At 38.0% G+C, this 15,656-nt stretch carries 13 protein-coding genes; 10 read left to right on the forward strand and 3 right to left on the reverse strand.

The annotated features are described in order from the left end of the window. The first annotated feature begins 42 nt into the window (after positions 1 to 42). Together IC621_RS14390 and IC621_RS14395 are read left to right on the forward strand one after the other, a co-directional pair. The gene (locus tag IC621_RS14390; RefSeq protein WP_396653031.1) at positions 43 to 612 is read left to right on the forward strand and encodes a biotin transporter BioY; all 570 of its coding nucleotides are present in this window, start codon (positions 43 to 45) and stop codon (positions 610 to 612) included. A 481-nt stretch (positions 613 to 1,093) separates the two neighbouring features. Next, the gene (locus tag IC621_RS14395) at positions 1,094 to 1,711 is read left to right on the forward strand and encodes an NUDIX hydrolase (protein WP_191159019.1); all 618 of its coding nucleotides are present in this window, start codon (positions 1,094 to 1,096) and stop codon (positions 1,709 to 1,711) included. 280 nt (positions 1,712 to 1,991) lie between these two features. Here the strand turns inward: IC621_RS14395 and IC621_RS14400 are convergent, their stop codons facing one another. The 3 genes from IC621_RS14400 to IC621_RS14410 are packed head-to-tail and all read right to left on the reverse strand — an operon-like array spanning position 1,992 to position 3,185. Further along, positions 1,992 to 2,528, reverse strand: a complete 537-nt coding sequence (locus tag IC621_RS14400; protein ID WP_191159020.1) for a small multi-drug export protein — start codon at positions 2,526 to 2,528, stop codon at positions 1,992 to 1,994. Between the two features lie 17 nt (positions 2,529 to 2,545). Continuing rightward, positions 2,546 to 2,983 carry a hypothetical protein gene (locus IC621_RS14405; RefSeq protein WP_191159021.1) on the reverse strand — a complete coding sequence of 146 codons (438 nt, stop codon included), beginning with the start codon at positions 2,981 to 2,983 and terminating at the stop codon, positions 2,546 to 2,548. Further along, positions 2,976 to 3,185: a helix-turn-helix transcriptional regulator gene (locus tag IC621_RS14410; protein ID WP_191159022.1), complete on the reverse strand. Its 210-nt coding sequence runs from the start codon at positions 3,183 to 3,185 to the stop codon at positions 2,976 to 2,978. Before IC621_RS14410 ends, IC621_RS14405 begins: the two co-directional genes overlap by 8 nt. Positions 3,186 to 3,346: 161 nt before the next feature. Between IC621_RS14410 and IC621_RS14415 the strand changes: the two genes are divergently transcribed. The 8 genes from IC621_RS14415 (at position 3,347) to IC621_RS14450 (ending at position 15,625) form a co-directional block, all read left to right on the forward strand. Then, positions 3,347 to 3,577 (forward strand): DUF2198 family protein, encoded by a 231-nt coding sequence (locus IC621_RS14415; RefSeq protein ID WP_191159023.1) that lies wholly within the window; start codon positions 3,347 to 3,349, stop codon positions 3,575 to 3,577. A gap of 162 nt (positions 3,578 to 3,739) precedes the next feature. Then, positions 3,740 to 5,725 (forward strand): excinuclease ABC subunit UvrB, encoded by a 1,986-nt coding sequence (uvrB, locus tag IC621_RS14420; protein ID WP_191159024.1) that lies wholly within the window; start codon positions 3,740 to 3,742, stop codon positions 5,723 to 5,725. 7 nt (positions 5,726 to 5,732) lie between these two features. After that, complete coding sequence (gene uvrA, locus IC621_RS14425) at positions 5,733 to 8,600, forward strand: excinuclease ABC subunit UvrA (RefSeq protein WP_191159025.1); 2,868 nt, start codon at positions 5,733 to 5,735, stop codon at positions 8,598 to 8,600. A 632-nt stretch (positions 8,601 to 9,232) separates the two neighbouring features. After that, positions 9,233 to 9,556 carry a DUF4870 domain-containing protein gene (locus IC621_RS14430; RefSeq protein ID WP_191159026.1) on the forward strand — a complete coding sequence of 108 codons (324 nt, stop codon included), beginning with the start codon at positions 9,233 to 9,235 and terminating at the stop codon, positions 9,554 to 9,556. Between the two features lie 187 nt (positions 9,557 to 9,743). Further along, the gene (locus IC621_RS14435; protein ID WP_191159027.1) at positions 9,744 to 10,844 is read left to right on the forward strand and encodes a DUF4097 family beta strand repeat-containing protein; all 1,101 of its coding nucleotides are present in this window, start codon (positions 9,744 to 9,746) and stop codon (positions 10,842 to 10,844) included. Positions 10,845 to 10,849: 5 nt separating this feature from the next. Beyond that, the gene (locus IC621_RS14440; protein WP_191159028.1) at positions 10,850 to 11,047 is read left to right on the forward strand and encodes a PspC domain-containing protein; all 198 of its coding nucleotides are present in this window, start codon (positions 10,850 to 10,852) and stop codon (positions 11,045 to 11,047) included. After that, positions 11,047 to 11,415: a phage holin family protein gene (locus tag IC621_RS14445; RefSeq protein WP_191159029.1), complete on the forward strand. Its 369-nt coding sequence runs from the start codon at positions 11,047 to 11,049 to the stop codon at positions 11,413 to 11,415. Before IC621_RS14440 ends, IC621_RS14445 begins: the two co-directional genes overlap by 1 nt. A 121-nt stretch (positions 11,416 to 11,536) precedes the next feature. Beyond that, positions 11,537 to 15,625 (forward strand): metallophosphoesterase, encoded by a 4,089-nt coding sequence (locus IC621_RS14450; protein WP_224752542.1) that lies wholly within the window; start codon positions 11,537 to 11,539, stop codon positions 15,623 to 15,625. The last annotated feature ends 31 nt before the right edge of the window (positions 15,626 to 15,656 follow it).

A 15,656-nucleotide genomic window follows, 5' to 3' on the forward strand; every position in this document is an offset into this window, starting at 1 on the left:
TTAACTTATTGTTAATAAAAGTTTACAAAAGGGGTTAATGAAGTGGAAAAGGGTAGAAAGAGTTTACGAATGATGATATTGTGTGCAATGTTTGCGGCTGTCACAGCTATTCTTGCCCAGCTTGAAATTCCTCTCCCGATTGTTCCAATAAGTGGACAAACACTAGCAGTCGGGATTACGGCCACAATTTTGGGCAGCAGGTACGGGGCTCTTGCAATGGTCTGTTATATGGCACTAGGTGCAATTGGTTTGCCAGTTTTCGCTGAGGCTAAAGGGGGTCTGGCAATCCTAATCGGTCCCACAGGGGGATATATAATCGGCTTTATATTAGCTGCATATTTTACTGGTCTTATTTTAGAAAAAACTATGCACACCTTTGCAATGGCGCTTGTCGCTAACGTTGTCGGAATGATTGTAACCCTGATTTGCGGAACGATTCAATTGAAAATTGTATTAAGTTTGTCATGGCCTGAAGCTATGGCAGCTGGTGTGTACCCTTTTATCGTTGTCGGCTTAATCAAAGCATTCTTGGCAAGCTGGATCGGAATTGAAGTTCGCAAGCGCCTCATTCATGCAAGACTGTTAAATCAAGTTGAAGAAGCATCTGCTTAATGCAACCTCAAAAAGAGAAGAGCTCGTTTATCGCCATATGTACGAGATAGAGCGAATGAGGCAACACGAAAAGTGTCTGCGATAATAATAGTCCACTGAAGCTGCACAACCTTACATTAGAAGGATTTCTTCTTTTATCAGAAGAATTCCTTTTTTAATTACCTTTATTATGATAGGTTTGAATATATACGTGTAAAAAGGATTTTATTGGGAGGCGAACTTAAGATTTATTGTCTGGAAGAATATATAAAAGTTCAATGTCCCATGTACCTCTATATTGTAGCGGAGACTTTGTTAGCAGCTGGAAATTGTCGATATGAACCAGCTAATTTTAAATGCTGCGAACCACTGAAATTAGGATTTGATTCGCCAAACCTAGTGATCTATTTTGCAAGAATCCCCCTTTGTAAAACAAAAGCCGACACAGAAATTATGCTTTTTTCATAGAATAAATCGAAAACTAGAATAGAGGGTTGATACATTGGGTAATCAATGGTTAGAGTGGGCAAGAAGAATTCAGGCGATTTCTCAGGCTGGATTAACTTTTTCAAAGGATATCTATGATATTGAACGTTATGAAGAATTAACAGAAATTAGTGCAGAAATTCTGCAAGCACATACTGAAGTTGAAATAGAGAAGGTCAAACAGTTATTTAGCAAGGAGAAAGGCTACCAAACTCCTAAAATAGATGTAAGAGCAGCTGTATTCAAAGATTCAAGGATTTTGCTCGTTAAGGAAAAAAAGGATCAAAAATGGGCACTACCAGGCGGATTTTGCGAAGTTGGCCTTTCTCCTTCTGAAAATATCAAGAAAGAAGTTGAAGAAGAGTCTGGATTTCTAGTGCAGCCCATAAAGCTTCTAGCTGTTTTAGATATGAACAAGCACCCCCATCCCCCGCAGCTCTATCATTATTATAAATTATTTATACAATGTCAGATCATTGGCGGAGCAGCAGAGACTGGAATTGAAACAAATGATGTGAAATTTTTCTCTCAACAGGAATTACCTGCATTGTCCCAGGCAAGGAATACTGAGTCACAGATCAACATGCTTTTCGATCACTTATTAGATCCTTCTATGCCTGTTTGCTTAGATTGAACGAGGATGTCTCCAGTGGCTGGTACATCCTCTATTTTTTAGTCGAAATAAAGGAGTCTAAGTACAGCAATACCTATTATCCACACTTTTATACGACGTTAAAATATAATACATTCTAATTTCCCGGGCAATTTGACAAATATTTTTCAGCAGCAGGGAGAAACAGCTCGAAAAAATACTTAAGAGGAAAGTGTTAGATAAGCAAAATTTCGATTCGTTTATCCATAAATGAAAATAAGCCGCCAGGTAAATGACAGCCTATTTTTAAAATTTCTTACATCTATTCCCCTTTTATCAGATCAACCAGGAATCCTTCGCTTCCGGTGGATTCATTAAGGAATCCTATACCGTAAAAAGCAGCTGCTGTGGTCACGGTTGACCATAGCAGCAAGCTTCCAATCATCCAGCCTGTAACCCAGCTTTTCTTAGAGCCAAAGCTCATGCTCATAAATGCTGATAAGTGGGAGCCTACTACAAGCGGGCCAATAATTGTTAAACCTGGAAGACCATATTTTTCCCAAATTTTCCTTGCCCGTTTTGATCGTTTAGAGGTTCCTTCTTTTGGAGGTTCCATAGATGCAGCCGTTTCTTCATGAGAGTCAATTTTTCTTGTTCTTCTTCTCTTCATCCATGCCTTCATATGATCAACCAAAAATATTAATAAAAGGATGGTTACAACATTTCCTAGAAAAGCAACAATACCTACAGGAATGGGGGGAAGGCCTGCCAAAACACCAAGCGGAATCACACCAATTACTTCAAATAACGGAATGGCGGCTAAAATAAAGACAACAAAATAAGGCCATAAAAGCTCCATATATATTCCTCCTAATTTTATGAATGTAATTTGCGAATTTCTAACCAATAAACTAAATATTGTCCAATACCTAAGAACACAATGATAATAAAAGGTGCAATTGCCCAATCTTTAAAAATTGCAGCTAGAATAAGCGCGGCGGGAATAGCAAAATAATAATAGATATACACATTTCTGCATGCCCTAAATGTAATATATTGATGTCCTTCATCTTCTTCCTTAAATTCATAAGGTCTATAGGTTAAATAAGGAATCTTCCTTTTAGGATTCTTTTTGTTAAAAAAATAAAGAAGGACAAAGTAAACAAAATAAAATGCAATAAAAAGAATAATGGTGGATTTATACAAGAGGGATTGGGTACTCTCCTCTGTGTAAATGGATACCCCATAAGCACATGCCGCACCAAGAAGCATTACAGCCATAGTGAATGGTGATCGTAAAAATCGTTCAATCATTTTTTTCCTCCTCAAGCCAAAAAACCTCTTCCAGCGGAAGCTCGAATACCATAGATATTTTTAAAGCCAACGCAACTGAGGGTGAGTAGTCTCCTTTTTCTATCATCCCCACTGTCTGGCGGGTAGCATCTATCTTTTTCCCTAAATCAGACTGACTTAATTGAAATCGAGCTCTCAGCTCCCGAACACGATTTTGCAACATAAATTATTTCCTTTCTTGTTAATTAATCTATACATAATGTAAAGGATAATTAACATTATGTCAATAATATATAACTCTTAAGATCGTATATGGAAGAAAAATTACTTTGAAGGGGATGATGTGATAGAATAAAAGAAAACTTCTCATATGAGGGATCTTTCATGGTTACGAAAGCTATTTTAGCTTTAATTCTTCCTTTCGTTCTTGTTTTATTGTTTACAAGGGTAACGTACAATCACTATGTTGGAGCGTTGTTAACAGCCGCATTGCTGCTTGCCTCATATTTTAAAGGATACTCAGATTACTACATGATTGCAGGTTTGGATGCCGTTTCTCTAGTAGCAGGCTTTATGTTTGCGAGAAATTTAAAAGAAAAACATAACAAAAACTAGCCCTTTTTCATCAAAATAAAGGGTTAGTTTTTGTTTTTAGGGGAAAGGATTGAACTATAAAAAAAATCACTAAAAATACGAACTTTAGTTCGTATTTTTAGTGATTTTCCAAATATTTGTGATAAAATATCAATATGATTATTTAAGAATGGAGGCTTTTAAGTGAACGATCGTTTTGAGTTAGTCTCTAAATATAAGCCGGAAGGTGATCAGCCTGCAGCCATTAAAAAAATTGTTGAGGGCATCTATGAAGGAAAAAAACATCAAACATTATTAGGTGCTACAGGTACGGGTAAAACATTTACTGTCTCAAATGTTATTAAAGAGGTCAACAAGCCGACGCTTGTTATTGCCCATAACAAAACGTTGGCTGGCCAATTGTACAGTGAGTTTAAAGAGTTTTTTCCAAATAACGCAGTAGAGTATTTTGTCAGTTATTATGATTATTATCAACCAGAGGCATATGTACCGCAAACCGATACCTTTATTGAAAAAGATGCAAGTATTAACGATGAAATTGACAAACTCCGCCATTCAGCTACCTCAGCTTTAATTGAACGGAGAGATGTCATTATCATAGCAAGTGTATCCTGCATTTATGGCTTAGGTTCGCCTGAGGAATATAGAGAAATGGTTGTACCATTAAGAATAGGCATGGAAATTGAACGAAACCAGCTTTTAAGACGTCTTGTAGAGGTACTTTATAACCGGAATGATATTGATTTTAAACGCGGAACATTTCGCGTGCGCGGTGATGTTGTCGAAATATTTCCTGCTTCTCGAGATGAACATTGCATCCGGGTTGAGTTCTTCGGAGATGAGATTGACAGAATTAGAGAGGTTGATGCATTAACAGGGGAAATCCTTGGTGATAGGGAACATGTCGCAATCTTTCCTGCATCCCATTTTGTCACAAGAGAAGAAAAGATGATGAAAGCAATCGTGAGTATTGAAGCAGAGCTTGAAGAGCGGCTTAAGGAATTAAATGATCAGGGAAAAATATTAGAAGCACAGCGGTTAGAGCAAAGAGCCAGGTATGATTTAGAAATGATGAGAGAAATGGGCTTTTGTTCTGGAATTGAAAACTATTCCCGTCATCTTACTCTAAGACCAGCAGGTTCAACACCCTATACATTGCTGGACTTTTTTCCAGATGACTTTATGATTGTGATTGATGAATCCCATGTAACTGTTCCGCAAGTCAGAGCGATGTTTAATGGGGACCAGGCACGTAAACAAGTACTGGTCGATCACGGATTTCGTCTGCCATCTGCTAAAGATAACCGTCCATTAAGATTTGAAGAATTTGAGAAACATATGAAAAATGTTTTGTATGTATCGGCTACACCGGGCCCTTATGAACTTGAGCATACACCAGAGGTGGTGGAGCAAATTATTCGGCCAACAGGATTGCTTGATCCTACAATAGATGTCAGACCAATTGAAGGCCAAATTGATGACTTAATCAGTGAAATCAATGCTCGTGTTGAACGCAATGAACGTGTTCTTGTCACCACCTTGACTAAAAAAATGTCAGAAGATTTAACTACTTATTTAAAAGAAATTGGGATAAAGGTAACCTATTTGCATTCAGAAATTAAGACGTTAGAACGAATTGAGATTATCCGTGAATTGCGGCTTGGCAAACATGATGTAATCGTTGGAATCAACCTGTTGCGGGAAGGTCTTGATATCCCAGAGGTTTCCCTTGTAGCGATATTGGATGCAGACAAAGAAGGCTTCCTTCGTTCGGAACGCTCCTTGATCCAAACGATCGGACGCGCTGCCCGAAATGCAAATGGGCAGGTCATCATGTATGCAGATAAAATGACTAATTCTATGGAAATTGCTATAAATGAAACGAAACGAAGACGTGAAACACAGGAGAAATATAATGAAGAGCATGGGATTACACCTCAAACAATTAAGAAAGAAATTAGAGAAGCGATAAGAGCTACATTTGCTGCAGAGGATCAGGAAGAATATGAGACAACAGCTGCTCCAGCCATGAAGAAATTAACGAAAAAAGAACGCGGCAAAGTAATTGAACAAATGGAACAAGAAATGAAAGAAGCTGCCAAAGCTCTTAACTTTGAGAGAGCAGCGGAGCTTCGCGACTTACTTTTAGAGTTAAAAGCGGAAGGATGAACAATTAATGGCAATGGAAAAAATTAGTGTGAAAGGGGCGCGGGCACATAACCTGAAGAACATCGACGTGACGATTCCAAGAGACAAGCTGGTTGTTTTAACAGGTCTTTCCGGATCAGGAAAATCTTCATTAGCTTTCGATACCATATATGCAGAAGGCCAAAGAAGATATGTCGAGTCACTTTCAGCCTATGCACGCCAGTTCCTTGGTCAAATGGATAAACCTGATGTTGATGCGATTGAAGGTCTATCACCTGCTATCTCAATCGATCAAAAGACAACAAGCCGGAACCCGCGTTCAACAGTTGGAACTGTAACAGAAATTTATGATTATTTAAGATTGTTGTTCGCTCGTGTCGGCCGGCCAACATGTCCGATTCACGGGATTGAAATTACCTCTCAAACAGTTGAGCAAATGGTAGATCGGATTATAGAATATCCAGAACGGACAAAGCTTCAAGTTTTGGCTCCAATTGTCTCTGGCCGAAAAGGAACACATGCCAAAACAATTGAAGATATCAAAAAACAAGGCTACGTTCGCATAAGAATAAATGGTGAAATGATGGAAGTAGCCGATGAAATTGAGCTTGAAAAAAATAAAAAACATTCAATTGAAGTTGTAATTGACCGAATTGTCGTTAAAGAAGGAGTTGAAGCACGTCTTTCAGATTCATTAGAAACTGCGCTCAGGCTTGGAGAAGGTCGAGTTATTATCGATGTAATCGGTGAAGAAGAACTTCTGTTTAGTGAACATCATGCTTGTCCCCATTGCGGGTTTTCAATTGGCGAACTTGAGCCGCGAATGTTTTCTTTTAACAGCCCGTTTGGAGCTTGTCCTGACTGTGATGGATTAGGCTCTAAATTAGAGGTGGATTTAGATCTTGTTATTCCAAATAAAGAGCTATCATTGAATCAAAACGCGATTGTACCATGGGAGGCTCAAAGCTCACAATACTATCCACAGCTGCTGGAGGCTGTTTGTAATCATTACGGAATTGATATGGACTTACCTGTTAAAGAGCTGCCAAAACACTTGTTTGATAAAGTTCTTTACGGCAGCAATAATGAAGAAATTTACTTCCGCTATGAAAATGATTTTGGTCAAATAAGAGAAAATTATATTCAGTTTGAGGGAGTACTTCATAACATAGAGCGCCGATATAAAGAGACAAGCTCAGACTATATTAGAGAACAAATGGAAAAATATATGGCTCAGCATGCATGCCCTACATGCAAAGGGAATCGTCTGAAAAAAGAGACACTTGCTGTTCTGATTGACGGTAACCATATTGGTGAAATTACAAAATTATCTGTACAGGAAGCTCACGAATTCTTTACGCATTTGAATTTAACTGAAAAAGAAATGAAAATAGCGAACCTTATTTTTCGAGAAATTGTAGAACGATTAGGATTTTTAAATAATGTCGGTTTAGATTATTTAACTTTAAATCGAGCGGCTGGAACCTTATCAGGTGGAGAAGCCCAGCGTATTCGGCTGGCAACGCAAATTGGCTCACGTTTAACAGGTGTGCTTTATATATTAGATGAGCCTTCTATCGGGCTTCATCAACGGGACAATGACCGATTAATTGATACATTGCAAAATATGAGAGATATAGGGAATACATTAATTGTAGTTGAACATGATGAAGATACGATGATAGCTGCAGATTATTTGATTGATATTGGCCCAGGAGCTGGAGTTCATGGCGGAGAAGTCGTTTCTGCTGGTACACCGCAGGAGGTTATGAATGATCCAGAATCTTTAACCGGTCAATACCTTTCAGGTAAAAAATTCATCCCGCTGCCAATAGAAAGAAGGAAGCCTGATAAGCGTTTCCTTGAAGTAAAAGGAGCAAACGAAAATAATCTAAAGAACGTCTCTGTTAAATTTCCTTTGGGGACATTTACAGCTGTGACAGGTGTTTCCGGATCAGGAAAAAGTACGCTTGTAAACGAGATTCTTCATAAATCTTTAGCTCAGAAATTGCATCGCGCAAAAAGCAAGCCTGGTGAACATAAAGAAATCAAAGGAATAGACCATCTAGATAAGGTCATCGATATTGATCAATCACCAATTGGGAGAACTCCACGGTCAAATCCTGCTACCTATACAGGGGTTTTTGATGATATTCGTGATGTGTTTGCTACGACAAATGAAGCAAAGGTGAGAGGATACAAGAAAGGCAGATTCAGCTTTAATGTAAAAGGCGGCCGTTGTGAAGCTTGCCGCGGGGACGGCATTATTAAAATCGAAATGCACTTCTTACCTGATGTATATGTTCCATGTGAAGTATGTCATGGCAAACGATATAACCGTGAAACACTAGAAGTTAAATACAAAGATAAAAATATTGCAGACATCTTGGAAATGACTGTAGAAGATGCACTTAGCTTCTTTGAAAATATCCCCAAAATTAAGCGAAAGCTCCAAACAATCTTTGATGTTGGACTTGGCTACGTTACCCTAGGACAACCGGCCACAACCTTATCAGGCGGGGAGGCACAAAGGGTTAAGCTTGCTTCTGAGCTGCACCGCCGTTCCACAGGACGCTCGTTGTACATTTTGGATGAACCAACGACAGGATTGCATGTAGACGATATTTCTCGTCTACTTAAGGTTTTGCAAAGGCTGGTTGAGAACGGAGACACAGTTTTAGTCATCGAACACAATCTTGATGTCATTAAAGCAGCAGATTATCTTGTAGATTTAGGTCCCGAAGGCGGTGACGGTGGCGGACAAATCATTGCGGCGGGTACTCCTGAACAAATTGTAAAAGTGAAAGAATCTTATACAGGCAAGTATTTAAAGCCGATCTTAGAACGAGATCGGAACCGCATGAAAAATTTAATTAAAGAAAAAGAAACGGTTTAATCCGTATTCCATTTCAACGAGAGTTCTGACTCATTTCCATTTTATGGATATTGGAGTCAGACTTTTTTATGAGATCAGAAAAGTTAAAGCTAATTAAAATATTAACGTGTTAAAGTTGATTGTCGATGTCCAGCGCAGGCGGACAGGACGTCCTAGTGCCGGCAGGCATAAGGCCGTGACGCTTTTGCCGCAGGCGCCATCAGCTCGAGGTCAAAAACTAAGCCGCCAAGAAGGTTAAAGAACAACCTTCATGCCGGCTCGTCCGAATGCTTGTCGCCGAAGGACTATCACCTTGCGCTTGTCGTTCATTCAGCAAAAATTAATTTTGAGCAGCTCCTGGACTTTAATTTGATTGTAAAGGATCACAAGACAAAGCACTAAAAAATATTGAGCAGCCTGTTCGTAAGGCTTTTCTTGTACTTAGGCTTTTCTTTCAACCCACCAGGTTTATATGCGATCAATCAAAAAAGTTAAAGAACAGCCTTTCTGCCGGCTCGTTTTATGCTTGGTGTCGAAGGACTAGAGCGTTATGCTTTTCATTCCTGAGGTAGTAATTTAAATGTTTATATAAGAAAAATGTGAAACTTTCACTGAGTCTAGTCGTATATATTTGTGAGAAGGAGATGATGAAAATGACGACAAATAAAGTGATTTCGTCTTTATGTTATTTTAGTGTATTTTTTGCACCTTTTTTGTTTCCGCTTGTGGTTTACTTTGTTGTTGATGAAAAACAGGTAAAGAATGATGCGAAAAGTTCTTTTCTTTCACATATCGTTCCAATTATTTCTATCATCGTTTTAATGGTTGTTCCTATCCTGATCGCCAGCTTTTTGAATGGGCCAGAAGGATTAATCGTTGGATCTATCATAGTTGTTTATGTTTTGGTGGTTATTATTAATATTGCTGTGATTGTCTGGAATGTAATAAAAGGGATCAAGGTTTTAAAGACAGCCTAACTTGTAAGGTGCTTTTTGGAATTATCATGAATGATTACCTATTTAAAAAGAGCATATTGTTGTCTTGCTCCTAGTGTGATATGTCACCAAATGGTTAAAAGGCAAATGTCCCTGTGTTATTCCCTTACTAAAGGACGATCGCCTCGGAGCTTTTTGTTCAAAAATCTATTGGGGAAAGGTGAGCAAAATGGTGGAAGAAAAAAAGAGGATCTTAAAATTGGTAGAAGCGGGGAAATTATCAGCAGAAGAAGCGTTAACTTTAATTGAGTTGCTCGAAGAAGATACAAGTCAAAAACAACAAAAAGAAACGGCTCTTACTACAGAAGTACTATTCAATTCTGATGAATGGAAAGAGGAAAAGGAACCTTCCTCTAAACAGAAACAGTCTACCATTGCATCTAAGCTGGTCGATTGGATTGATACAGCTGTTAAAAAAGTAAAGGAATTAGATATTGATATGGCTTTAGGTCAATCCTATGATGTTACCCATATTTTTCAAATTAGGGATGATCAAGTCAGAGATTTGGATATTAAGATCAATTATGGAAGTGTTTCTCTTCAGACATGGAATGAAGAAGATTTTAGGGTAGAGTGTGATGCAAAGGTTTACCGCGTAGAAAATCAGGACGAAGCAAGGAAAGTATTCCTTGATAGTCTGGTGTGTGACGCTGAAGGAAGCAAGCTAAGGGTCTATTCGGAGAAGAAAGCGATGAAGGCAAATTTAACCATTTACGTTCCTGCGAAAGAATATGATCAAGTATTGATTAAATTGTTTAATGGACCGATAAGAGGGGAACATTTAACTATAGGACAGCTAAAAGCTAAAACAGCAAATGGCATTCTATCTTTTTCTACTCTGAATGGGGAAAAAGCAGATTTAGAAACGGCTAATGGTCAAATTAAGGTAACAGACACAACCGCAGCAATTGAAGCAGAAACAATCAATGGCATGATTTCACTTACAGGGACACCAAAAAAGCTTGACCTGCAAAGCTTTAATGGCAATATTTCAGTTCAATTAGACCAAGACAGCTGCCAAAATGTATATGCGAAAACAACAACAGGAAGTGTAAAGCTTCTCATACCTGTAGATTGTGCTGTAAGCGGAGAATTAAAATCTAATTTGGGAAATGTTGCTTCCCATATTGAAAACATAAATATTCTTCATGAGAAAAACGAGACTATTCAAAAAGAGCTTAAATTTCAATCTGAGCTTATGAAGTCTAATGCAGTATCGATTTATGCTGAATCTAAAACCGGTTCAGTAACATTATCTAATAAGAGGTGATTACGTTGAAAAAGCTTGTTCGTACAAAAAAAGATCGGAAAATAGCAGGTGTAGTTGGCGGCCTGGCAGAGTATTCAAACATGGATGCATCCCTCCTGCGGATCTTAACTGTCGTTTTATTCTTTGTCACCGGCTTTTTCCCAGTAGGGCTAATTTATATTGTTTGGATTCTTCTTGTCCCAAATGAAGAGGGAAGCCTTTAATGCTCAGATGGATCATCAGCATTTTTGTAAATGCCTTAATATTAATCGTAGTGGCTGGATTTTTTGACTCTTTTCATTTAAGTGGAATTGGAGCTGCTATTATAGCAAGCTTACTACTGTCCATTTTAAATATCCTTGTTAAGCCGATTCTCATCATCTTGACACTTCCAGTCACAGTTATAACACTAGGTTTGTTTTTATTTGTTATAAATGCGATTACTTTAATGCTGACTCAGGCAATTATGGGTGATTCCTTTCATATCGAAGGGTTTGGAACGGCTTTAATTGCATCTATTTTTATATCCATTCTCCATTTACTTATTCAAAAAGGGATTGTGGAACCCTTACATGAAGATAAACGAAGATAAAAGCTTCCTGACAAAACAGGCGGCTTTTTTGTTTCCCAAAAAACCAATCCTATAAATTAGAAAGTGTCTCATAAAAAGGCTAATCAGAGACACACTAATTTATGGGAGGGATGATAAAAACATGGGAAAGAATCAGAAGATCATAGTCCTATTACTAACAGTATTCATTTCAACCTTTTTTGTCATCCCTTCCATCATTCAATTACCAGTGGTTATGAAAGAACAAGGTGAGGGAAAGCAATTTTCGTCAACGAGCGATGCTTCGAAACATTCTTCTACAGTAAAAACTTCACAAAGAATTCCTAACAAATTGAACAAACTTAATGCAGCTATTTATCGAGAGCAAAAACCAAGATCCCACAATCCTTTGGTTGCTGAAGCTTTATTTCGAGGAACTACAAAAAAAGTTAGAATTGAGGAAATCCTACCTCCTGCTAAACCTATTCAAGGCTTTAATGGAGGAGGTCCGAAAATAGGGCATAAAGCTATTACTACAATGAATGAAAATAAAGATATTATCATTGAGGCTGAAGTTACGGACGATAAAGTAATGGCCAATGTTGTTTTACAATTCAAACAAAGTAAAGAAATGGACTATGAAGCCATCTTTTTTGAAAAGGTGCCTGCATGGGATCATGTCTACATTGCGAAAATTCCTAAAGAGGTGATTTGGTCAGATGAAATCACTTATTTTATCGAAGCAACAGATGGAGTTCATAAAAGTAAGACAAACGAGTATGTCATTGATATCCAACATAAGAAAAGGGACTATCAAGCTATACCTGAATTGTTAATCACAGAAATCATGCCAAATACTTCGAATACAGGAGCTCTTGATGGTTTTGAGTTCATTGAAATTTACAATAATTCTGACCGAGACATTCCTTTAAAAGATTATAAATTACATTATCGTTATCCAATGGAAGGGAAAGAGGCCGATCTTATATGGGGTCCCGAAAAGGAAGATGTCACAGTTAAGTCTGGTGAAACCTATGTTTTTTGGATTATCAATCGCGAAAATGACCGGCTTGAGGTTTCTGATTTTAATAATCATTACGGAGTATCATTAAAAGAGAACAGAAACATTTCAAAAGTTTATAGCAGTGGGATGGAAAATAGTTCTGAAAGAACACTATCGATATCTACTAATACAGGTAAGGATATTTCCTTCGGTTCCTATAATGAAGATGTGAATAGGGTTGACTCAGCCATAGGCAAATCCATTCTTTACAGGTTTCCTGCAAATGGAACGAAAGAATTGCTTAAAATATCAAGCGGCAAATTACAAGGTTCACCTGGAAGTGTTTGGTCAGCACAGGTTCCTAAAGTAAAGGTTGTTGGAAACAGAGATAAAGAAAGACCAGTCATTCAGAATGAAACAACTGTTCAATCTATAAAACCAACTGAAAACCTAGAAGTAAAGGCAGACATTCAAGACAATTTTTTAGTAAAAACGGTAAGATTTTATTATCGTACTGAGGACAATAAACCGTTTAACCAAATTTACCTGCATGAAAACTATGATGACAAAATGTATCATCATATTATTTATTCACCAGAATTAATTGGGAAGGAGCAGGTAGAATATTATTTTGAGGCAAGTGATGGGAAAAATCGTACACAATCGGAAAAGAAAACGGTTCAAATTGAACAAAAAGAGCTCATGCAAGGACTGAGATTGAATGTAGAAAAGGATGAAGTGTTAAATAGGACAAAAACAATAAAAGTTTCCTCTTCTGAATCAAGTGAACAAATGCAACTTTCAATTGATGGTGAAAAGAAGTTAAATACATTCCCTGCCCTTGAATCAGAGGCGTATTTTGCCTTTGATGTGAGAAAAACAAATCTCTATTTTAAAAATGGCGTGACTATGGGAAACGAAGAATTAAAAATTTTTGATGATACATATGACAAGTATACAACGATCACTGTTCCAGTCTCTGCTGATAAATTAAAAGCCGGAAATAATAATGTTATATCGATAAGGTCTGGCTCAAAGGTTTCTCCATTTGATGATAACTCAGAGGAAAACCGTGATAATTTCTATGTGAAAAATGTACGATTAGTCCTTTCGGATGGAACGATCATTCATGATAAGGAATATTCAGACCCAGGTAAAGAGCTTGAAGTTGGTGAGGGAGGAGCTTCAAAGCCTGTTTATGATTTTTCTTTCACAATCCCTGAAGAGAAATTCTCTTCATTAGGCTTTGTGTGGGAAACAAGAAACGTTGAAGAAGGAAAGCATGTCATTGAAGCGAAAGACTCTGAAAAAACAATTCAAACGGAAGTGGTAGTTGACAATACTGCTCCAGCAATAAAACCAACCGTCGAAGAAGGAAAAGAATATAAAGGGGAGTTTACAATTGATGCTGCCGTTACCGATAGGTGGAGCAATATTACCAACATCAAAGCGACATTAAACAATATTCCTATTTCTCTGCCTTATCAGACATCTTCCGCAGATCTTGAAGCAGGTAATCAACAATTAAAGATTACAGCTGCAGACGAGGTTGGCAACAAACGAGACTTGAAGCAAACATTTAAGGTAGCAGCAGAACAGCCATTGTCACCTGAGCCTTTAAAAACGAAATTTGATGACACAACTGCTCAGCTGTCTGTTGAAGTTGCAGATCCTACAGACGACCATTTAGATGTTTCTTTTTACAAAGCTTACCATTATACTGCCGCCAATCGGGATACAGTAAAGGTCAAGAAAAGTGCCTCTGACATTGAACCGCCAAAAACCTTTTATCGAAAAAATGAAAGAGAGCTCTCAGAAGACGAGTATGAGAAGTTGAAAGAAAACGATAATCAAACAATAGAAACCAGTTCAACCACACAGTTTCCTTACCACCGCTTCGATGTAGAGGTGAATCCAAGCATCGATGAAAATGATGTCGTAGAGCTTGTTTGGAAGGGAAGCTCCATACCTGATCGAAAAGTCACAATGTACGCATGGAATTACAGCAATGAGAAATGGATCCCCATAAATGCTGCCATTGCTGGAGAAAAAAAGTTCACATTAAAAGGACATGTGACTGTCCCAGAATACGTAAAGGGAAATAAAGTAAGTGTCATCGTTCAAGACGAGGTGACTCAAGTCTTGGATTATGATTATTCTTTTATTTGGATGAGCGATACACAATATTATTCCGAAAGGTATCCTCACATTTATCGGAAACAGGTTCAGTGGATCGAGGAAATGAAGGAAGAGCTGAACATTAAATATGTGTTTCATACAGGAGATTTAGTGGATGACGCAGATCAAGTTTATCAATGGAAGGTGGCTCATCAAAATATGAAAGTACTTGGCGATTCACACATTCCTTATGGGGTCCTTGCAGGCAACCATGATGTGGGTCACAAGGATGGGTCTTATAATCAATTCTCGAAGTATTTCGGAGAAAGGCACTTCGCTGACAAATCCTATTATGGAGAATCATATAAAAATAATCGTGGACACTTTGATCTAATTTCAGCAGAAGGCAATGACTATATTATGATTTATATGGGATGGGGAGTGACAGATGAAGATCTGGATTGGGTAAACAAAGTGTTATCAGACCACCCAAACCATAAAGCGATCCTATCCTTCCATGAATATTTGCTTGTAAGCGGGAATCGCAGCCCATTCGGAAATAAAATCTATGAGAAGGTTGTCATTCCTAATGAAAATGTAGCAGCAGTTTTATGCGGCCACTATCATGATAGCGAGCTGCTTGCTGACGAGATTGATGACGATGGGGATGGCAAATCGGATCGGGTTGTTTATCAAATACTTGCTGATTATCAAGGAGGCCCTGAAGGCGGACAAGGGTACATTCGCCTCTTACACGTAAATCCGGAAAATAACGTGATCTACATTAAAACATACTCACCTTATTTAAATGATTATAATTTCTATGATCCAAAAAAGTATCCTAGTAAGGACGAATTTACAATGGAGCTTGACCTTGAACCAAAAGAGAAAAAAGTAGAAACGGATCATTTTGAAGTAAATGTCTATACAGATGCCTTAATTGAGCAGGTGAGTAATGTGAAGAGTGGAGAGGTCGCCACAGCACTTTGGGATCGTCTCAAGCCTGAACAAACCTACTATTGGTACACGATTGCACAAGACAAATTCAGAGGACAGCATCGTTCTGCCATTTGGGAATTCACCACCCGTGCAGGGGAAAATACGCGAAGAAACAGTAAAAATGGTTCATGAGACGATCCATAAAATCAATTAGGAAGTTTGT

It is taken from the genome of Metabacillus arenae, from assembly GCF_014773385.1.
In the GTDB taxonomy this organism is placed as follows: Bacteria; Bacillota; Bacilli; order Bacillales; family Bacillaceae; genus Metabacillus_D; species Metabacillus_D arenae.

Excerpts from the sequence above, each read along its gene's own strand:
- IC621_RS14400 (WP_191159020.1), bottom strand. The coding sequence starts at position 2,528 with ATGGAGCTTTTATGGCCTTATTTTGTTGTCTTTATTTTAGCCGCCATT.
- IC621_RS14435 (WP_191159027.1), top strand. The coding sequence starts at position 9,744 with ATGGTGGAAGAAAAAAAGAGGATCTTAAAATTGGTAGAAGCGGGGAAA.
- IC621_RS14430 (WP_191159026.1), top strand. The coding sequence starts at position 9,233 with ATGACGACAAATAAAGTGATTTCGTCTTTATGTTATTTTAGTGTATTT.
- uvrA (WP_191159025.1), top strand. The coding sequence starts at position 5,733 with ATGGCAATGGAAAAAATTAGTGTGAAAGGGGCGCGGGCACATAACCTG.
- IC621_RS14445 (WP_191159029.1), top strand. The coding sequence starts at position 11,047 with ATGCTCAGATGGATCATCAGCATTTTTGTAAATGCCTTAATATTAATC.
- IC621_RS14405 (WP_191159021.1), bottom strand. The coding sequence starts at position 2,983 with ATGATTGAACGATTTTTACGATCACCATTCACTATGGCTGTAATGCTT.
- IC621_RS14410 (WP_191159022.1), bottom strand. The coding sequence starts at position 3,185 with ATGTTGCAAAATCGTGTTCGGGAGCTGAGAGCTCGATTTCAATTAAGT.
- IC621_RS14450 (WP_224752542.1), top strand. The coding sequence starts at position 11,537 with ATGGGAAAGAATCAGAAGATCATAGTCCTATTACTAACAGTATTCATT.
- IC621_RS14415 (WP_191159023.1), top strand. The coding sequence starts at position 3,347 with ATGGTTACGAAAGCTATTTTAGCTTTAATTCTTCCTTTCGTTCTTGTT.